Genomic DNA, 19,188 nt, shown 5'->3' with positions numbered 1-19,188 from the left:
GAAGGAGGATCGGGCCCTTTCCGACGTCCGATCAGACGTTGAAGCCGAGGGCGCGCAGCTGGTCGCGGCCGTCGTCGGTGATCTTGTCCGGGCCCCACGGCGGCATCCAGACCCAGTTGATCCGGAGGTCCTGGACCAGGCCGTCGGTGGCGGTCCTGGCCTGGTCCTCGATCACGTCGGTGAGGGGGCAGGCCGCCGAGGTGAGGGTCATGTCGATGGTGGCCACGTCGGACTCGTCGATGTGAATGCCGTAGATCAGGCCCAGGTTCACCACGTCGATGCCCAGCTCGGGGTCGACGACGTCCATCAGGGCCTCGGTCAGGTCCTCGACGGAGACGGTGCCGGCGGTGGTGCCGACGATGACGGTCGGGCCCTCGGTCGAGGGCGCCGCCGCCTCGACCGGCGCGCCGGTCTCGGTGTCGCTCATGAGTGCTTCCTTAACAGTCGTCAGACGGCGGGGTGTTCGGCGAGCGCCTTGGCGGTGGCGTCCTTCCAGGCCATCCAGCTCAGCAGCGCGCACTTGACCCGGGCGGGGAACTTCGAGACGCCGGCGAACGCGACCGCGTCCTCCAGCACCTCCTCGTCGCCCACGCCCTTGCCCTTGCTCTGCATGAGCTCCAGGAAGGCCTCCTGGATCGCCTGCGCCTCGCCCACGGTCTTCCCGACCACCAGGTCGTTCAGCACCGAGGCGCTGGCCTGGCTGATCGAGCAGCCCTGGGACTCGTAGCTGACGTCCGCCACCACGGCGCCGTCGAGCCGGACCCGCAGGGTGATCTCGTCACCGCAGGTCGGGTTGACGTGGTGCACCTCGGCGTCGCCGTCCCGCAGCCCCTTGCCGTGGGGGTTCTTGTAGTGCTCCAGGATGATCTCCTGGTACATCGAGTCGAGCTTCATTCCGCGCTCACCCCTCAGCCGAAGAAGTTCCGGACGTGGTGCAGGCCGTCGATCAGTGCGTCGACATCGGCCGGCGTCGAGTACAGGTAGAACGACGCCCGCGTGGTCGCCGGAATTCCGTACCGCAGGCAGACCGGCCGCGCGCAGTGGTGGCCGACCCGGACCGCGATGCCCTGCTCGTCGAGCACCTGGCCGACGTCGTGCGGGTGGATGTCGCCGAGCACGAAGGAGATCGCCGCACCCCGGTCCACGGCGTCGCGCGGACCGATGATCCGAAGGTCGGGGACCTCCAGCAGCCGCTGCACCGCGTACTCGGTGATGGTGTGCTCGTGGGCGGCGATCCGCTCCATGCCGATGTTCGACAGGTAGTCGATGGCCGCACCGAGTCCGACCGCCTGGGCGATCGGCGGGGTGCCCGCCTCGAACTTGTGCGGGGCCGGGGCGTAGGTCGAGGCGCCCATGGTGACGGTCTCGATCATCTCGCCGCCGCCGAGGAACGGCGGGAGGTCCTCCAGCAGCTCCTGCCGGCCCCACAGCACGCCGATGCCCGTCGGGCCCAGCATCTTGTGGCCGGTGAAGGCGACGAAGTCGGCGCCCAGCTCCTGCACGTCCAGCACCATGTGCGGGGCGGCCTGCGAGGCGTCGATCAGCACCAGGGCGCCGACGTCCTGGGCGCGCCGGACGATGGCCTCGACCGGGTTGACCGTGCCCAGCAGGTTGGAGACGAGCGTGAACGAGACGATCTTCGTCTTCTCGTTGATCAGCTCGTTGATGTTCGACAGGTCGAGCCGGCCCTCGTCGGTCAGGCCGAACCACTTCAGCTTCGCGCCGGTGCGCTGCGAGAGCAGCTGCCACGGCACGATGTTGGAGTGGTGCTCCATCTCGGTGATGACCACCTCCGCGTCGGCATCGACGCGGTACGGCTCCTCGGCCCAACCCAGCATGTTGGCCACGAGGTTGAGGGACTCGGAGGCGTTCTTGGTGAAGATCACCTCGTCCCGGCTCGGCGCGTTGATGAAGGCCGCGACCTTGTCACGGGCGCCCTCGTACAGCGCCGTGGCCTCCTCGGCGAGCACGTGCACGCCGCGGTGGACGTTGGCGTTGTGCCGCTCGTAGTAGCCGTTGAGCGCGTCCAGCACCTGACGGGGCTTCTGCGAGGTGGCCGCGTTGTCCAGGTACACCAGCGGCTTGTCGTCGTGCAGCACCCGCTGCAGGATCGGGAAGTCCTTGCGGATCGCGTCGCCGAACTGCTGTGCGTCGGCGAGCAGCCCGGTCAGGGCCGAGCCGGGATGGGTTGTCACTCGGAAGCGCCGCCCTTCACGTATGCCGCGTAGCCCTCGTTCTCCAGCTTGTCCGCGAGCTCCGCGCCGCCGGACTCGACGATGCGGCCGGCGGAGAAGACGTGGACGTGGTCGGGCTTGATGTACTTCAGGATCCGGGTGTAGTGGGTCACCAGGAGGGTGCCGACCTCGCCGGAGGAGGCGACCCGGTTGATGCCCTCGGAGACCTGGCGGAGCGCGTCGACGTCCAGACCGGAGTCGGTCTCGTCCAGGATCGCGATCTTCGGCTTGAGCAGCTCCAGCTGGAGGATCTCGTGCCGCTTCTTCTCGCCGCCGGAGAAGCCCTCGTTCACGTTGCGCTCGGCGAAGGCCGGGTCCATCTGGAGCGCGGCCATCGCCTCCTTGACCTCCTTGACCCACGTCCGCAGCTTGGGGGCCTCGCCGCGGATGGCGGTGGCGGCGGTGCGCAGGAAGTTGGAGACCGAGACGCCGGGGACCTCGACCGGGTACTGCATGGCCAGGAAGACGCCGGCCCGGGCGCGCTCGTCGACGGACATCTCCAGCACGTCCTCGCCGTCCAGCAGCACCGTGCCGCTGGTGACGGTGTACTTCGGGTGACCGGCCAGCGTGTACGCGAGGGTGGACTTGCCGGAGCCGTTCGGGCCCATGATGGCGTGGGTCTCGCCCTGCTTGACCGTCAGGTCGACGCCCTTGAGGATCTCGCGGGGGCCGCTCTCGGTCTCGACGGAGACGTGCAGGTCACGGATTTCAAGCGTTGCCATATGTACTCAGGACTCCTGGTTGACGGAGACGAGCACATCGTCCCCTTCGATCTTTACGGGGTAGACGGGGACCGGCTTGGTCGCGGGCAGGCCCGAGGGCTTGCCGCTGCGCAGGTCGAAGCTGGAGCCGTGCAGCCAGCACTCGATCGCGCAGTCCTCGACCTCGCCCTCGGAGAGCGAGACGTTCGCGTGCGAGCAGATGTCGTTGATCGCGAACACCTCCCCCTCGGTGCGGACGATCGAGACCGGGACACCGTTCAGCTCGACGCGCTTGGGGGTGTCCTCCGCCAGGTCCGCCAGCGAGCAGGCACGGAGAAAGCTCATCGGCTCAGACCGTCGCTTCCAGCTCGGCCTCGATCTTCGCCATCAGCTGGTCCTGGATCTCGGCGACGCCGATCTGCTGGACCAGCTCGGCGAAGAAGCCGCGGACGACCAGGCGGCGGGCGTCGTCGGCCGGGATGCCGCGGGACTGCAGGTAGAACAGCTGCTCGTCGTCGAAGCGGCCGGTCGCGGAGGCGTGGCCGGCGCCGACGATCTCGCCGGTCTCGATCTCCAGGTTCGGGATCGAGTCGACCCGGGCGCCGTCGGTGAGCACCAGGTTGCGGTTGTGCTCGTAGGTGTCGGTGCCCTCGGCGGCGGCGCGGATCAGCACGTCGCCGACCCAGACCGCGTGCGCGTCCTTGCCCTGCAGGGCGCCCTTGTAGACCACGTTCGACCGGCAGTGCGGGGTGTCGTGGTCGATCACCAGGCGGTGCTCCAGGTGCTGGCCGGCGTCCGCGAAGTACAGGCCGTACAGCTCGGCCTCGCCGCCGGGGCCCGCGTAGTTGACCCGCGGGTGCAGCCGGACCAGGTCGCCGCCGAAGGTGACCACGACGGACTTGAGCGAGGCGTCCCGGCCGATCAGCGCGGTCTGCTGGGCGGCGTGCACCGCGTCCCGGTCCCAGTCCTGGACCGAGACGAAGGTGAGCTTGGCGCCGTCGCCGAGCAGCAGCTCGACGTTGGCGGCGCGGACGCCGGTGCCGGTGTGGTTGAGCACCACGACCGCCTCGGCGAACGGCTTGACCTCGATCAGCACGTGGGCGAAGGCGACGCCGCCCTCGCCGTGCACGTCGATCTTCACCGGCTCGGTCAGCACCGTGTCCTTGGGCACGGTGACGACCAGCGCCTGGCCGAAGGCGCTGAACGCCTGCGCGGCGACCCGGTCGACCGGCTTGCCGGCCTTGCCGAGCCGCTCGTCGTCACGGCCGACGGTCTCGGCGGTGACGCCCTCGGGCAGGCCGAGCTCGACCTTGTCGGTACCGGACGCGCCCTCGGCGGCGGTGCCGTCGTGCAGGCCGAGGAGGCGGTGCATCGGCGTGAAGCGCCAGTCCTCCTCGCGGCCGTGCGGCACCGGGAAGTCGTTGACGTCGTACGAGGGCTTGACCGCGACGCGGGCGTCGATCGGCTGCTGCACGGTGGCCCGGCCGGTGCCGGGACCGGCCAGCTGCGCACCGGCCCCGGCCGTACCGACCTCGATCGAACCGGCAGTCGTCGAGCCAGTGGTGTTCTGAACGTCAGCCATGGCTGTCGTGATGCTCTCTTCCTTGGGAATGCGGATCTGGACTTCGTGCGGCCGGGTCAGCCGACGGAGCCTTCCATCTGCAGCTCGATCAGCCGGTTGAGCTCCAGCGCGTACTCCATCGGCAGCTCACGCGCGATCGGCTCGACGAAGCCGCGGACGATCATCGCCATCGCCTCGAACTCGGTCATGCCGCGGCTCATCAGGTAGAACAGCTGGTCCTCGCTGACCTTGGAGACCGTCGCCTCGTGGCCCATCGACACGTCGTCCTCGCGGACGTCCACGTAGGGGTAGGTGTCGGAGCGCGAGATGGTGTCGACCAGCAGCGCGTCGCAGAGCACGTTGGACTTGGCGCCCTTGGAGCCCTCGCCGATCTCGATCAGACCGCGGTACGACGTCCGGCCACCGCCGCGGGCCACCGACTTGGAGACGATGTTCGAGGAGGTGTTCGGCGCCATGTGCACCATCTTGGCGCCGGCGTCCTGGTGCTGGCCCTCGCCCGCGAAGGCGATCGACAGCGTCTCGCCCTTGGCGTGCTCGCCCATCAGGTAGACGGCCGGGTACTTCATGGTGACCTTGGAGCCGATGTTGCCGTCGACCCACTCCATGGTCGCGCCCTCGTACGCCACGGCGCGCTTGGTGACCAGGTTGTAGACGTTGTTCGACCAGTTCTGGATCGTCGTGTAGCGGCAGCGGCCGCCCTTCTTCACGATGATCTCGACCACGGCGCTGTGCAGCGAGTCCGAGGAGTAGATCGGGGCGGTGCAGCCCTCGACGTAGTGGACGTAGGCGTCCTCGTCGACGATGATCAGCGTCCGCTCGAACTGGCCCATGTTCTCGGTGTTGATCCGGAAGTAGGCCTGCAGCGGGATCTCGACGTGCACGCCCTTCGGCACGTAGATGAACGAGCCGCCGGACCAGACCGCCGTGTTCAGCGCGGCGAACTTGTTGTCACCGGTCGGGATGACGGTGCCGAAGTACTCCTTGAACAGCTCCGGGTGCTCCTTGAGCGCCGTGTCGGTGTCCATGAAGATCACACCCTGAGCCTCGAGCTCTTCGTTGATCTGGTGGTACACCACCTCGGACTCGTACTGCGCGGCGACACCGGCGACCAGGCGCTGCTTCTCCGCCTCCGGGATGCCGAGCTTGTCGTACGTCGCCTTGATGTCGGCGGGCAGGTCCTCCCAGGACTCGGCCTGCTTCTCGGTGGAGCGGACGAAGTACTTGATGTTGTCGAAGTCGATGCCGGTGAGGTCCGAGCCCCAGGTCGGCATGGGCTTCTTGCCGAAGAGCTTCAGGCCCTTGAGGCGGAGGTTGAGCATCCACTCGCTCTCGGACTTCTTGGCCGAGATGTCGCGGACGACCTCCTCGCTCAGCCCTCGCTTGGCGGCGGCACCGGCGGCGTCCGGGTCGGACCAGCCGTACTCGTAGGTGCCGAGACCATCGAGCTCGGGGTGCGAAACGGTGTCAGTCATGCGAGGTTCCTCCGCGCGGACGCAGGTTCGGATGGAGTAGACGTACCGGCAGTCGGCACTGCACCGGACAGCCGGCGCGAGCCGGATGACGATGCGGCACCGGGTGCCGGCACATACGTGGTGCAGACCCCGTCGCCGTGGGCGATGGTGGCCAGCCTTTGCACATGGGTGCCCAGGAGCTGGGAGAAGACCTCGGTCTCCGCCTCGCAGAGCTGCGGGAACTGCTCGGCGATGTGCGCGACCGGGCAGTGGTGCTGGCAGAGCTGGGCGCCGGCCGGGGCCGCCGAAGCGGCCGCAGAGGGCACTCGCCGCACTGTGGCAGCGTACCCGTCGGCGCTCAGCGCCTGCGCGAGAGCCTCGGTGCGGAACTCCGCACCGGCCTGCTCCAGCGTGCTCAGGTACCGCTCGCCCTGGCGCTCGAAGCGGGCCCGGGCAAAGGCGGCGACCGCCTCCTCGCCCGCCTTGCCGCCGCCGACCGCCTCGGAGATCCAGCGCAGCGCGTCGGCCGCGAGCTGGTCGTACGCCTGGTAGAAGGCGTCCCGGCCGGACTCGGTGAGGGCGAAGACCTTGGCCGGGCGGCCCCGGCCCCGGCTGCCGTAGACCCGCTGCTCGCGGACGTCGACCAGGCCGGCGGCGGCCAGTGCGTCCAGGTGGCGGCGGACACCGGCCGAGGTCAGACCCAGTCGGGTCGCCAGGTCGGCGGCGGAGGACGGGCCGTGGTCCAGGATCGACCGGGCGACCCGGTCGCGGGTGGCCCGGTGGCCGTCCGGCTCGCCCGCGGGCACGGCAGAGCCGGGGGCCTGGTCGGCCTCCGGCAGCTGGGCGTGCTCGCGCATGTTTTTCACAACACGATTGTTGCGTAATTCATTCCGGAAGGACAAGCCGTGATCCACGACGCACCGGTGGTGTCAATCACGCAGGTAAGGCTTACCTGACCTGCGGAAACGATCAACGGAGCCCGGTCGGGTCGCCCGGAGGCCGCCTCATAGACTCCCGGGTATGCAAAGCGATCCCGCCGTCCGGGTTACCGGGCTGGTCAAGAGGTACGGCGGCAAGACCGCCGTGGACGGGCTCGACCTGACCATCGGGCGCGGCACCGTCGCCGCGGTGCTCGGGCCGAACGGTGCCGGCAAGACCACCACGATCGAGACCTGCGAGGGCTACCGCCGCCCGGACGCCGGGACGGTCCGGGTGCTCGGCCTCGACCCGGTCGCGGACGCGCAGGCACTGCGGCCCCGGATCGGCGTGATGCTGCAGTCCGGGGGCGTGTACGCGGGCGCCCGCGCGGTGGAGATGCTGCGGCACACCGCGAAGCTGCACGCCCACCCGCTCGACGTGGACGCCCTGGTCGAGCGGCTCGGCCTCGGCTCCTGCGGCCGCACCGCCTACCGCCGGCTCTCCGGCGGCCAGCAGCAGCGGCTCGCGCTGGCGATGGCCGTGGTCGGCCGCCCCGAGCTGGTCTTCCTGGACGAGCCCACGGCCGGCCTCGACCCGCAGGCCCGCCGGGCCACCTGGGAGCTGGTCCGCGACCTGCGCCGGGACGGCGTCACCGTGGTGCTGACCACCCATCACCTGGACGAGGCCGAGCAACTGGCCGACCAGGTGGCCATCGTGGACGGCGGCCGGGTGATCGCCGAGGGCAGCGTCGAGCAGCTCTGCCGGGGCGGCTCGGAGAGCAGCCTGCACTTCGACGGCCCGGCCGGGCTCGACCTCGGCTCGCTGCACAAGGTGCTGCCGGACGGCGCCTCGGCCACCGAGCCGTCCCCCGGCTCGTACCGGGTCGAGGCCCCGCTCGACCCCGCCCTGCTCGCCACCGTGACCGCCTGGTGCGCCGAGGCGGGCGTGCTGCCCGAACGGCTGACGGTGCGTCGGCGCAGCCTCGAAGACGTCTTCCTCGAACTGACCGGACGGGAACTGCGATGACCAGCTACGAGCCGATGCCCGGCGCCGCCCCGGTCGGGCGGATGCTGCTGGCGCAGACCGCGTTCGAGACGAAGATGCTGCTGCGCAACGGTGAGCAGCTGCTGCTCACCGTGGTGATCCCGACCGTGCTGCTGGTGCTGTTCAGCGCGGTGGACGTGGTCGACGTGACCGGGCCGGGCAAGCGGGTCGACTTCCTGGCGCCGGGGCTGCTGGCGCTGGCGGTGATGTCCACCGCGTTCACCGGGCAGGCGATCGCCACCGGCTTCGAGCGGCGGTACGGGGTGCTGAAGCGCCTGGGTGCCAGCCCGCTGCCGCGCTGGGCGCTGCTGACCGCGAAGACCGGCTGCGTGCTGGTCACCGAGGTGCTCCAGGTGGCGCTGCTGTCGGTGATCGCGCTCGGCCTGGGCTGGTCCCCGCAGGGCAGCCCGCTCGCGGTGGCGGCGCTGCTGGTGCTGGGCACGGCCGCGTTCTCCGGTCTCGGGCTGCTGATGGCGGGCACCCTGCGGGCGGAGGCCACCCTGGCCGCCGCCAACCTGGTCTTCGTCCTGCTGCTGCTGGCGGGCGGCGTGGTCGTCCCGCTGGCCAAGTTCCCGGCGGCGGTGCAGCCGGTGCTGGAGCTGCTGCCGATCAGCGCGCTCTCGGACGGCCTGCGCTCGGTGCTGCAGACCGGCGCCGGGATGCCCTGGGCGGACCTGGGCATCCTCGGCGCCTGGGCGGCGCTCGGCCTCGGCCTGGCCGCCCGGTTCTTCCGCTGGGAGTGACCGCTACCGCGAGCGGCGGCGGCTGATCAGGACCAGGGCGCCACCGACCACCAGCACCCCGGCCCCGGCCGCCGCGATCACGCCGGCGTGGCTGCCGCCGCCGGTCTCGGCCAGCTGGGGGGCGGACGGCTTCGGCGACGGCTTCCGAGTCGGCGTCGGGGTCGGAGCGGGAGTGCGGCTGACCGACGGCGAGGGGGTCGGGCTCGGCGAGGGCGGCGGGCAGGGCTTGACGGTGCCGGTCCTGGTGACCGGGTTCTTCGGCTGCTCGTCGGTGGTCACGGACAGCTCCACCGCCAGGTCGCCGGTGTGCGCCTTGACCGGGAAGTCCTGGCTGAACGCGGCGCCGAACGCCTGGTGGTCGAGCAGCTTCTCGCCACCGACCGTGAGGGTGATCCGGTTGCTGTACTGGGGGTCGTAACCGGTCACCCTGAGGCTGACCCGGTCGCAGTCCAGGGTCCACTCCGAGGTGTGCGCCGCCGCGCTGCCGGCCAGCAGCAACGGGGTCAGCACACCCAGCCCCACCGCGCCCGTGATCAGCCCACCGGGTAGTGCGCGCAGCCCTGCCATCTGAACCCGTCCCTCCCGAACGACCTTGCCCGGCAAGGGTCTTGAGCCTCGCGCGGACCTTCGGGGGCGGACTCTACCGGCGGTGGGCGGACGACCGACCCTAGTTGACGAAAAACGCACACCCGCCGATCAGGAGCGATCGGCGGGTGTGCGTACGGTTCCGGCGGGGCGTCAGGCGTTGCGGGCCGAGCGGCGGCGCACGGCCACCGCGATGCCGACGCCGGCGCCGAGCACCAGCACGCCGCCGACGGTCAGCGGCAGCAGGCCGCTGGCGCCGGTGAAGGCCAGGCCGCCGCCACCGGTGCCGCCGGGGGCCGACGGGCTCGGGGTGGCACCGGCGGGCGCCGAGGCGGACGGGCTGCCGCTGCCGCCCGGGGTGGGCGTACCGGACGGGGACGGCGTGCCGCTGGTGCTCCCGGACGGGGTGCCCGAGGGCGTACCGCTGGGGCTCGGCGAGGTCGAGCCGGACGGCGTCGGCGAGGTCGAGACCACGGGCGTGGTCGGCAGGCAGCCGGTGAACGGGTAGTGGTGGGTCTCGGCCCCGCCCCGGCCGGTCAGCGACTTGGCGATCACCGAGCCGTTGACCGGGCCGCCGCTGCCCAGGTCGAAGGCGGCGTTCGGGGCGAGCACGCTGCCCGGCCAGGCGTTGCCGCTCTTCTTGACCACCTTGGTGGCGTTCGGGAAGTTCCAGAGCAGCTTCTCGCGGATCTTGCCGCCCGCCGCGCTCTGCAGCTTGTCGTCGTTCAGGTAGCTCTTGCTCGCCTCGTCCCAGAGGAAGAAGCCGGTGGTGCCGGCCTGGTCCTGGTCATAGGCGTCCTCCACCGAGCTGATCACGGTCACCGAGCCGACCGGCACCTTGAGGAAGAACTCCTTGGCCCCGGTGAGCATCTGCTTGGTGAGGACGAAGCTGTTCAGCGTCGCGTCCGTACCGGTCAGGGTCACCCGGCCGCCGTCCAGGGACATCGTCCCCGCGCCGGGCCTGACCAGCTCGGCGGAGAGCGAGCGGAGCTTGGCGAACTCGGCCGCGAAGTCGATCGGCGACGGGCCCTTGGTGACGGTGCCCGCGTGCGCCTCGGCCTTGCCGTTGAGGGTGCCGGCGTAGACGCCGTTGCCCTTCATCACCTGGACGTTGCCGGTGAGGTTGCCGCCGACCACCAGGGCGTTGCCGCCCGGCAGCTTGGCCACCTGGTCGGCGGTCAGCTCGTTGCCGACCGAGAAGCCGCCGGTGAAGTCGGCGTTGCCGCCGATCGCGACCGCGCCCTCGGCATCGGGGGTGTGGGTGTCGTTCCCCTCGATGAACTCGCCGTAGAGGTTGGCCGTGCCGAAGGTGCGGCAGTTCTCGGCGGCCGGGGCGGCGAGGGCGGTCGGGACGGCCAGGACGCCGAGGGCGAGGGAGCCGCCGAGCGCGAGCGCGGCGGCGGGTACGGATATGCGCATGTGCAGGATCTCCGCTGTAGGTGCGGCCAAACAGGTATGGCTCAAGCCGCACTCTGTCGACCCGACCGCGCACTGGTCAAGACCAATGTCCGCTCTGTCCACAAGATCCGAGTTCGTCGGCGGACGGCCGGGGGGTGTACGTAATTTCGATCCGATTACAAGGTTTGCGCAGACCCGCACAGACCGGACATTGATGCCGAATCAGGTCGTCCGGCTCGACTACCGTCGGCCCAGCAGGGTCCTGTCGCGGCTTTCCCGACGCCTGCCGTGAGCACCCGGAGCACCCCGTCAGGAATTCCATGTCCCACCATCAGCGCCCCCGGCGGTCCGTCCTGGGCCCGTGCCGTCCGGCCCCCGTCGCGGAGGTGTGACGTGTCCTCGTTCCCGCAGCACATCGAGACCATGCAACTGCGCGTTCCGCCGCCCCGGCAGCCCGAACCGCAGGCCGTCGAGCCGGTGGCCGAGGAGCCGCCCGCGCCCAGGCCCCGCTCCGGCGGCCGGGACCGCTACCTGGACCTGCTGCGCGCGCTGGCCCTGGTGCGCGTGGTGATCTACCACAACTTCAGCTGGGCCTGGCTGCCGCTGGTCTTCCCCTCGATGGGCGTGATGTTCGCGCTCGCCGGATCGCTGATGGCCCGTTCGCTGAACCGCCCGGCGCTCTCGGTGATCCGCGGCCGACTGCGCCGGCTGCTGCCGCCGCTCTGGCTGTTCGGCATCGTCACCATCAGCCTCAGCCTGCTGGACGGCTGGGGGCCCAATTCCGAGGGCCACCCCGGCTGGTGGTGGGGCAAGCTGGTGCTCTGGCTGGTGCCGCTGAGCACCCCGCCGTTCGCGGAGCACGGGCTCTCCGGCTTCGGCGGTCTGATGGAGGCCAACTGGGCCGAGCAGGTCGGGGTGCCGCTCTGGTACCTGCGGGCCTACCTCTGGTACGTGCTGCTCTCACCGCTGATGCTCAAGGCGCTGCGCCGCTTCCCGGTGATCACCATCCTCACCCCGCTGGCCCTGACCTTCTGCTCCCCGCTGCTGCCGGACGACGGCCGGATCTGGGAGACCTTCTCGGACTTCACCATCTTCGGCTCCTGCTGGATCCTCGGCATGGCCCACCAGGAGGGCCTGCTGCGCAAGCTGCCGCAGTACGTGGCGCCCTCGATCGCCCCGCTGGTGATGGTGGCCGGCTACTGGTGGCTGTCCAGCCGTCCGGTGCTCGACCCGACCGAGGTCGGCGACCTGGAGAGCGTGCCGATCGCGCAGGCCGTCTGGTCGTTCGGCTTCGTGCTGCTGCTGCTCCACCTGAGCCCGTCCTGGGGGACCTGGCCCGGGCCGCTGCAACGCTTCAACGGCCTGATCAGCCTGCTCAACGCCCGCGCGGTGAGCGTCTACCTCTGGCACACCCTGGCGCTGGAGCTGTCGGTGCCGATCGTCGACCTGGCCTGGCGCAGCGACTGGGCCAGCGGGCACCTGTCCTGGCTGCTGACCACCCGCTACCCGCAGCTGCTGGTGGCCGTGCCGCTGCTCGCGCTGTTCGTGCTGACCTTCGGCTGGATCGAGGACCTGGCGGCGAAACGCTCGCCCCGGCTGTTCCCCTGGCCCCGCCGCTCCCGCGGCCGCCGCCGCGCCCTCAGCTGAGGGGGGTGTGCGCCGGCCCGGTGTGAGGAGATTTAGAGTGATTCCCGTGCTTACCCCCTCCGCTCTCCTCGCCGAACGCTGGCACCCGACCGCCGCGACCGTCCGGCGGGCCGCGCTCGCCGCCCTGGTGATGAGCGTGGTCATCGTGGTCACCGGCGGCGCCGTCCGGCTCACCGCCTCCGGCCTCGGCTGCTCGACCTGGCCGCGCTGCACCGCCGACAGCCTGACCCCGACGGCGGAGATGGGCCTGCACGGCATCATCGAGTTCACCAACCGGATGCTCACCTACGTGCTCTGCGCGGCGGTCGCCTGGGTCACCCTGGCGGCCCGCTGCAACGCGCCGTGGCGGCGGAGCATCACCCGGCTCGGCTGGGCGCAGTTCTGGCTGGTGATGAGCAACGCCGTGCTCGGCGGCATCACCGTGCTGACCGGCCTCAACCCGTACATCGTCTGTGCGCACCTGATCGCGGCCATGGGCCTGGTCTGGGTCGCGGTGCTGACCTGGGAGCGGGCCAAGGAGGGCGACGGCCCGCCGGAGCCGCTGGTGGGCCTCCAGGTGACCCGGCTGGCCCGGCTGCTGGTGCTGGTGATCGGCCTGCTGGTGGTCGCCGGGACCCTGGTCACCGGCGCGGGCCACCACCCGGGCGCCTCCAGCTCGGACGGCAAGCCGGTGCACCGGATCCCGATCGACTACGACCGCCTGGCCCAGCTCCACACCGACCTGGCCTTCCTCTCCTTCGGCCTGGCCATCGCGGCGGTCTTCGTGCTGGCGGCGGTCAAGGCCCCGGCGGCAGCCCGGGCCCGGGCCAAGGAGCTGCTGGTGGTGCTGCTGGCGCAGGGCCTGATCGGCTTCGTCCAGTACTTCACCGACGCCCCGGAGATCCTGGTCGGTCTGCACATGCTGGGCGCCGCGCTGGTCTGGATCGCCGCGCTGCGGATCCCGCTGGCCCTGCGCAGCCGGGCCACGCTGGCGGCGCCGGCCGTCCCGGCCCAGGAGCTGCAGGACGCCTGACGGTACGTCGAAGGCCCGGACCCCCGCACGGGGTCCGGGCCTTCTGCCGTACGGTCAGCCGCCGAGCTGGATGCCGGCCATCCGCTTCCACTCGTACGCGCTGGTGCGCACCTTGAGCGCCAGCTCGCCCTCGAAGTCGTCGTGCAGCTTGAGGCCGGCCAGCTCGGCGGCCCGCTTGCCGACGGCGAAGGTCGGGGCGACCTGGTCGCCCCAGGAGCCGTCCGCGCCGACCAGCACGATCCGGGTGGCGGTGCGGCCGACGTACTCGACCACGCCCTCGGCGCTGCCGCCGTGCTGCTTGGCGAAGCTCTCGATGTGTCGGGCGATGCGCTTGGCGCGGCGCTCGGCGCGGGCGTCCGGCGCGGCGGTGGTGGCGGTGTCTGCGCTGCTCATGTCCGGCATGCTACCGATGAGTAGTCGCACTGGCGACGGGAGCGGCGTGTGGAGCCCAACACACCGCCGGAGTACCTAGGCTGGCGGTGTGACCTTCCATGGCTGGCCCGCCGAGGCCCTCGAGTTCTACGAGCAGTTGGAGACCGACAACTCCAGGACGTTCTGGCAGGCCCAGCGCGCCCGCTACGAGCGGGACGTGCGCACCCCGATGGTCGAGCTGCTGGACGCGCTGGAGCCGGAGTTCGGCCCCGGCAAGATCTTCCGGCCGAACCGCGACGTCCGCTTCAGCGCCGACAAGTCCCCGTACAAGACCCACATCGGCGGCTACCTGGAGGGCGGCGGCTACATCCAGCTCTCCGCCGACGGGCTGGCCTGCGGCAACGGGATGTACCAGCTGGCCACCGACCAACTGGCCCGCTACCGCGCCGCCGTGGCCGAGGACCTGAGCGGCGCCGAGCTGCAGCGGGTGATCGCCGCGGTCGAGGCGGCCGGGCCCGGGGTGCACGGGCGGGACGCGCTGAAGACCGCCCCGCGCGGCATCGCCAAGGACCACCCGCGGATCGAACTGCTGCGCAACAAGGGCCTGGTGGCCTGGCAGGAGTGGGAGCCGGCGGCCTGGCTGGGCACCGCGGCGGCGCTGGAGCCGATCGTCGGCTTCCTCCGCGCCTCGCAGCCGCTGATGTCCTGGCTGGACGGGCACGTGGGCCCGAGCGAGCTGCCCGAGCGATGAGAAAGGGCCCTGCCTCGACGAGGCAGGGCCCTTCTCCGAAGGTCCGTCAGGGGATGAACGGGTCCACCGCGATGACCACGAAGAGCAGGGTCAGGTAGGTGATCGACCAGTGGAACAGCCGCATCTCCTTGAGCTTGGCCCCGACCAGCCCGGCCTTGGCGCGGGCGTGCAGGCCGTGCGCCTCCTTCAGCCAGAAGGCGCCGAGCAGCACCGCCGAGACGGGGTACAGCCAACTGGTGTGCGCCAGCGGCCAGAGCGCCAGCGAGACCAGCACCATCACCCAGGAGTACGCCACGATCTGCCGGGCCACCGCGAGGTTGCCCTTGATCACCGGCAGCATCGGGACGCCGGCCCGGGCGTAGTCGTCCCGGACCTTCATCGAGAGCGGCCAGTAGTGCGGCGGCGTCCAGAAGAAGATCACCAGGAACAGCACCAGCGCGGACCAGGACACCGTGTTGGTGACCGCGGCCCAGCCGACGAAGACCGGCATGCAGCCGGCGATGCCGCCCCAGACGATGTTCTGCGCCGTCCGCCGCTTCAGCCCGAGGGTGTAGACGAAGACGTAGAAGAGCAGTGCGGTCAGCGCCAGTCCGGCCGCGAGCGCGTTGACCAGCAGCCCGAGCCAGACGGTCGAGCCGATCGCCAGTGCGATGCCGAAGACCAGCGCCTCGCGCGGCGAGACCATGCCGGTCACCAGCGGGCGGCGCTCGGTGCGGGTCATCACCGCGTCGATGTCGCGGTCGATGTACATGTTGAGCGCGTTGGCGCCGCCTGCGGACAGGTAACCGCCGATCACCACCCAGAGCACCAACAGCAGATCGGGGACACCGCGCTGGGCCAGGAACATCACCGGGACGGTGGTGATCAGCAGCAGCTCGATGATCCGAGGCTTGGTCAGTGCGACGAACGCCCCGACACGGGCCCCGAGCGGCCGGCGCGCGGGAGTCGTCCCCACCACCCCGGCAGGGCGGGATTCAACGGCGGTCACGGACACCCCAACTCACGATGAATCTTCACAGGCGTCCTCGGGACCAGTCGGCGCCGATCTGTTCGCGCTGCGCGTACCACGCCACCTTAGACGCTCCGTATCTCGCGACCGGCCCCGGGGTCCTCCGGCGAGGCGGAACCGCACACCGGCGGGTGAATCACCGCAAACCGGCCGCGTCCCCCGTCTTGGTGCGTGGACGCGCCGCACCGGCCGTTCCGGGTGAGGGTAGGACAGGCGCAGGTGACACGGTATTCGGGTAATCCGGCCCGGAGAGCGACCGTTGTCCCGCCACGCAGGGTGAAGTACCGCACGGGCGGTAGGCTCGCACAGAGAAGCGGGATCAACCCTCCGTGACCGGAACCGACGAGACGTCAGGTCCACAGCGCCGTGGCCGACCCGGTCCCTCACGGGGTCACTCTTCATATACGGAAGGAGCCCTGAGACAGGGTGAGCACCACGCCGAACGTTTTCGAGTGGACCGAGCTGGATCAGCGGACGGTCGACACCGCCCGGGTCCTGGCCATGGACGCGGTCCAGAAGGTCGGCAACGGACACCCGGGGACGGCCATGTCCCTGGCCCCCGCGGCATACCTGATCTTCCAGCGCTTCCTGCGCCACGACCCCACGGACCCGGCCTGGGTGGGCCGCGACCGCTTCGTGCTCTCCCCCGGGCACACCTCGCTGACCCTCTACACCCAGCTCTACCTGTCGGGTTACGGGCTGTCGCTCGACGACCTGAAGGCGTTCCGGGTCGCGGGCAGCCGCACCCCGGGCCACCCGGAGCACGGCCACACGGCCGGGGTCGAGACCACCACCGGCCCGCTCGGCCAGGGCATCGCCAACGCGGTGGGCATGGCGATGGCCGCCCGCTACGAGCGCGGCCTGTTCGACCCGGAGGCCGCCCCGGGCACCTCCCCGTTCGACCACACCATCTGGTCCATCGTCAGCGACGGCGACCTGGAGGAGGGCATCTCCGCCGAGGCGTCCTCGCTGGCCGGCCACCAGAAGCTGGGCAACCTGGTCGCGCTGTACGACGACAACCACATCTCGATCGAGGGCGACACCGACACCGCCTTCTCCGAGGACGTGCTGGCCCGCTACGAGGCGTACGGCTGGCACGTGCAGCGGGTCACCCCGAAGTCGGACGGCGACATCGACGTGCTCGCGCTGGCCGCGGCGCTGGACGCGGCCAAGGCCGAGACCGCGCGCCCGTCCATCATCGCGATGCGCACGATCATCGCCTGGCCCGCCCCCGACGCGCAGAACACCGCGAAGGCGCACGGCTCGGCGCTCGGCGAGGCCGAGATCGCGGCCACCAAGAAGGTGCTGGGCTTCGACCCGCAGAAGACCTTCGAGGTCACCGACGCCGTCATCAACCACGCCCGCGAGGTCGTCCAGCGCGGCAAGGCCGCCCGGCACGAGTGGGAGCAGGGCTTCCACGCCTGGCGCGAGGCCAACCCGGGCCGGGCCGCCGAGTTCGACCGGATCAGCGCCGGCGAGCTGCCCGACGGCTGGGAGAAGGCCGTCCCGGTCTTCCCGGCCGGCAAGGAGGTCGCGACCCGCAAGGCGTCCGGCGACACCCTCAAGGCGCTCGGCGCGGTGATCCCGGAGCTGTGGGGCGGCTCGGCCGACCTCGCGGAGTCCAACCTCACCACGATCGACGAGGGCAGCTCCTTCCTGCCCGAGGGCAACCCGCTGAAGTCGGCCAACCCCTACGGCCGGACGATCCACTTCGGCATCCGCGAGCACGCCATGGGCTCGACCATGAACGGCATCGCGCTGCACGGGAAGACCCGCGTGTTCGGCGGCACCTTCCTGGTCTTCGCCGACTACATGCGCCCGGCCGTCCGGCTGGCCGCGCTGATGAAGATCCCGGTCACCTACGTCTGGACGCACGACTCGATCGGTCTCGGCGAGGACGGCCCGACGCACCAGCCGGTCGAGCACCTGGCCTCGCTGCGCGCCATCCCGGGCCTGGCCATGGTCCGCCCGGCCGACGCCAACGAGACCGCGGTCGCCTGGCACACCATCCTGGAGCGGCACACCAGCCACCCCGGCCCGGTCGGCCTGGCGCTCACCCGCCAGAACGTGCCCACCTGGGACCGCGAGGTCTTCGGCTCCGCCGAGGGCACCGCCAAGGGCGGCTACGTGCTGGCCGAGGCCTCCGACTCGGCGCCGAAGGTGATCCTGATCGCCACCGGCTCCGAGGTCCAGCTCGCGGTCACCGCGCGCGAGGAGCTGGAGGCCGACGGCATCCCCACCCGCGTGGTGTCGATGCCGTCGATCGAGTGGTTCAACGAGCAGGACCAGGCGTACCGGGACAGCGTGCTGCCGCCGAACGTCCGGGCCCGGGTCTCGGTCGAGGCCGGGATCGCGCAGGGCTGGCGCGAGCTGGTCGGCGACGCCGGCCGGATCATCAGCCTGGAGCACTTCGGTGCTTCCGCCGACTACAAGGTGCTCTTCCGCGAGTTCGGCCTGACCGCCGACGCGGTGGCCAACGCCGCCCGCGCCTCGCTGCGCACCGTCGAGGCCATCTCGCGCTAGTCGTACCCCGGGGGGTCGGGTGCCTTCGGGCGCCCGGCCCCGTCTGACTGACTGCCCAACGGAAAAAAGAGGAAGTAGCACCATGACTGACGCACTGAAGCGCCTCAGCGACGAGGGCGTGGCGATCTGGCTGGACGACCTGAGCCGCGACCGGCTGAACTCCGGGAACCTGGCCGAGCTGGTGCAGAGCAAGCACGTGGTCGGTGTCACCACCAACCCGACCATCTTCCAGAAGGCGATCGGCGGCGGCAGCTCCGCCTACGACGGCCAGCTGCGCGACCTCGCGGTCCGCAAGGTGACCACCGACGAGGCGATCCGCATGATCACCACCTCGGACGTGCGGGACGCGGCCGACGTGCTGCGCCCGGTCTACGACGCCAGCAACGGCCGCGACGGCCGGGTCTCGATCGAGGTCGACCCCCGCCTGGCGCACCAGACCGCACCGACCGTCGCCGAGGCCAAGCAGCTGTGGTGGCTGGTGGACCGTCCGAACGTCCTGATCAAGATCCCCGCCACCAAGGCCGGCCTGCCCGCCATCGCCGAGGTGCTCGGCAAGGGCATCAGCGTCAACGTCACGCTGATCTTCTCGCTGGAGCGCTACCGCGCCGTGATGGACGCCTACCTGACCGGTCTGGAGCAGGCCAAGGCCGGCGGCCTGGACCTGTCCGGGATCGAGTCGGTCGCCTCGTTCTTCGTCTCCCGCGTGGACACCGAGATCGACAAGCGCCTCGACAAGATCGGCGGCGACGCCAAGGAGCTCCGCTCCAAGGCCGCGCTGGCCAACGCCCGCCTCGCCTACCAGGCGTACGAGGAGGTCTTCTCCTCCGACCGCTGGAAGGCGCTGGAGGCCGCCGGCGCCAAGCCGCAGCGTCCGCTCTGGGCCTCGACCGGCGTCAAGGACCCGAACCTGCCGGACACCCTGTACGTGACCGAGCTGGTCGCCCCCGGCACCGTCAACACCATGCCCGAGGGCACCCTGGACGCCACCGGCGACCACGGCGTGGTCACCGGGGACACCATCACCCCCAACTACGCCGACGCCAAGGCCGTGATGGACGCCATCGCCGCCGCCGGCGTGGACTACGACGACGTGGTCCAGGTCCTGGAGGACGAGGGCGTGGAGAAGTTCGAGCAGTCCTGGATCGAGCTCCTCGACACCGTCACCGCCTCGCTCGCCGCATTCTCCGACGAGAACTGACACCTGCTCACAAGCACGTC

General features: G+C 70.9%; 19 protein-coding genes. 7 read left to right on the top strand and 12 right to left on the bottom strand.

All coding sequences use genetic code 11. The annotated features are described in order from the left end of the window. Positions 1-31: 31 nt before the first annotated feature. Genes ABT118_RS18915 through ABT118_RS18880 form a run of 8 tightly spaced genes read right to left on the bottom strand, consistent with a single transcriptional unit; the run spans position 32 to position 6,825 of the window. On the bottom strand, positions 32-427 hold the full coding sequence (locus tag ABT118_RS18915; RefSeq protein WP_350669892.1) for a metal-sulfur cluster assembly factor: 396 nt from the start codon (positions 425-427) through the stop codon (positions 32-34). Between the two features lie 20 nt (positions 428-447). After that, complete coding sequence (gene sufU / locus ABT118_RS18910; protein ID WP_350669891.1) at positions 448-894, bottom strand: Fe-S cluster assembly sulfur transfer protein SufU; 447 nt, start codon at positions 892-894, stop codon at positions 448-450. Positions 895-908: 14 nt separating this feature from the next. Next, entirely contained in the window at positions 909-2,162 is a 1,254-nt protein-coding gene (locus ABT118_RS18905) for a cysteine desulfurase (protein WP_350669989.1), read from the bottom strand. 29 nt (positions 2,163-2,191) lie between these two features. Further along, on the bottom strand, positions 2,192-2,956 hold the full coding sequence (gene sufC / locus ABT118_RS18900; protein ID WP_350669890.1) for a Fe-S cluster assembly ATPase SufC: 765 nt from the start codon (positions 2,954-2,956) through the stop codon (positions 2,192-2,194). Positions 2,957-2,962: 6 nt separating this feature from the next. Next, positions 2,963-3,280 (bottom strand): bifunctional 3-phenylpropionate/cinnamic acid dioxygenase ferredoxin subunit, encoded by a 318-nt coding sequence (locus tag ABT118_RS18895; protein WP_350669889.1) that lies wholly within the window; start codon positions 3,278-3,280, stop codon positions 2,963-2,965. 4 nt (positions 3,281-3,284) lie between these two features. Next, positions 3,285-4,517 (bottom strand): Fe-S cluster assembly protein SufD, encoded by a 1,233-nt coding sequence (gene sufD, locus ABT118_RS18890; RefSeq protein ID WP_350669888.1) that lies wholly within the window; start codon positions 4,515-4,517, stop codon positions 3,285-3,287. 56 nt (positions 4,518-4,573) lie between these two features. Beyond that, complete coding sequence (gene sufB / locus ABT118_RS18885; RefSeq protein ID WP_350669887.1) at positions 4,574-5,989, bottom strand: Fe-S cluster assembly protein SufB; 1,416 nt, start codon at positions 5,987-5,989, stop codon at positions 4,574-4,576. Continuing rightward, the gene (locus ABT118_RS18880; RefSeq protein WP_350669988.1) at positions 5,986-6,825 is read right to left on the bottom strand and encodes a helix-turn-helix transcriptional regulator; all 840 of its coding nucleotides are present in this window, start codon (positions 6,823-6,825) and stop codon (positions 5,986-5,988) included. Before ABT118_RS18880 ends, sufB begins: the two co-directional genes overlap by 4 nt. A 163-nt stretch (positions 6,826-6,988) precedes the next feature. Between ABT118_RS18880 and ABT118_RS18875 the strand changes: the two genes are divergently transcribed. Next, the gene (locus ABT118_RS18875) at positions 6,989-7,912 is read left to right on the top strand and encodes an ABC transporter ATP-binding protein (protein WP_350669886.1); all 924 of its coding nucleotides are present in this window, start codon (positions 6,989-6,991) and stop codon (positions 7,910-7,912) included. Next, positions 7,909-8,673 (top strand): ABC transporter permease, encoded by a 765-nt coding sequence (locus tag ABT118_RS18870; protein WP_350669885.1) that lies wholly within the window; start codon positions 7,909-7,911, stop codon positions 8,671-8,673. Before ABT118_RS18875 ends, ABT118_RS18870 begins: the two co-directional genes overlap by 4 nt. Positions 8,674-8,676: 3 nt before the next feature. Here ABT118_RS18870 and ABT118_RS18865 read toward each other — a convergent pair whose 3' ends face one another. Then, the gene (locus ABT118_RS18865; protein ID WP_350669884.1) at positions 8,677-9,240 is read right to left on the bottom strand and encodes an LAETG motif-containing sortase-dependent surface protein; all 564 of its coding nucleotides are present in this window, start codon (positions 9,238-9,240) and stop codon (positions 8,677-8,679) included. Positions 9,241-9,411: 171 nt separating this feature from the next. Beyond that, positions 9,412-10,677: a choice-of-anchor A family protein gene (locus ABT118_RS18860; RefSeq protein WP_350669883.1), complete on the bottom strand. Its 1,266-nt coding sequence runs from the start codon at positions 10,675-10,677 to the stop codon at positions 9,412-9,414. Positions 10,678-11,049: 372 nt separating this feature from the next. Between ABT118_RS18860 and ABT118_RS18855 the strand changes: the two genes are divergently transcribed. Together ABT118_RS18855 and ABT118_RS18850 are read left to right on the top strand one after the other, a co-directional pair. Then, positions 11,050-12,303: an acyltransferase family protein gene (locus ABT118_RS18855; protein WP_350669882.1), complete on the top strand. Its 1,254-nt coding sequence runs from the start codon at positions 11,050-11,052 to the stop codon at positions 12,301-12,303. Positions 12,304-12,340: 37 nt separating this feature from the next. Then, positions 12,341-13,315, top strand: coding sequence for a COX15/CtaA family protein (locus ABT118_RS18850; RefSeq protein WP_502884589.1), 975 nt, complete (start codon positions 12,341-12,343; stop codon positions 13,313-13,315). 54 nt (positions 13,316-13,369) lie between these two features. Here the strand turns inward: ABT118_RS18850 and ABT118_RS18845 are convergent, their stop codons facing one another. After that, entirely contained in the window at positions 13,370-13,708 is a 339-nt protein-coding gene (locus ABT118_RS18845) for a hypothetical protein (RefSeq protein ID WP_502884588.1), read from the bottom strand. Between the two features lie 88 nt (positions 13,709-13,796). On the opposite strand from ABT118_RS18845, the gene ABT118_RS18840 reads away from it, so the two are divergent. Then, the gene (locus ABT118_RS18840; protein WP_350669879.1) at positions 13,797-14,438 is read left to right on the top strand and encodes a DUF2461 domain-containing protein; all 642 of its coding nucleotides are present in this window, start codon (positions 13,797-13,799) and stop codon (positions 14,436-14,438) included. A gap of 46 nt (positions 14,439-14,484) precedes the next feature. Here ABT118_RS18840 and ABT118_RS18835 read toward each other — a convergent pair whose 3' ends face one another. Beyond that, positions 14,485-15,426, bottom strand: coding sequence for a heme o synthase (locus ABT118_RS18835; protein WP_350669878.1), 942 nt, complete (start codon positions 15,424-15,426; stop codon positions 14,485-14,487). A 447-nt stretch (positions 15,427-15,873) separates the two neighbouring features. Between ABT118_RS18835 and tkt the strand changes: the two genes are divergently transcribed. Then, on the top strand, positions 15,874-17,970 hold the full coding sequence (tkt, locus tag ABT118_RS18830) for a transketolase (RefSeq protein WP_350669877.1): 2,097 nt from the start codon (positions 15,874-15,876) through the stop codon (positions 17,968-17,970). A gap of 82 nt (positions 17,971-18,052) precedes the next feature. After that, on the top strand, positions 18,053-19,168 hold the full coding sequence (tal, locus tag ABT118_RS18825; protein WP_350669876.1) for a transaldolase: 1,116 nt from the start codon (positions 18,053-18,055) through the stop codon (positions 19,166-19,168). The last annotated feature ends 20 nt before the right edge of the window (positions 19,169-19,188 follow it).

Source organism: Kitasatospora sp. NPDC002040, assembly GCF_040296785.1.
Lineage (GTDB): Bacteria > Actinomycetota > Actinomycetes > Streptomycetales > Streptomycetaceae > Kitasatospora.
The sequence above is the reverse complement of the archived record's forward strand: the minus strand, read 5'-3'. Positions and strand labels throughout refer to the sequence as shown.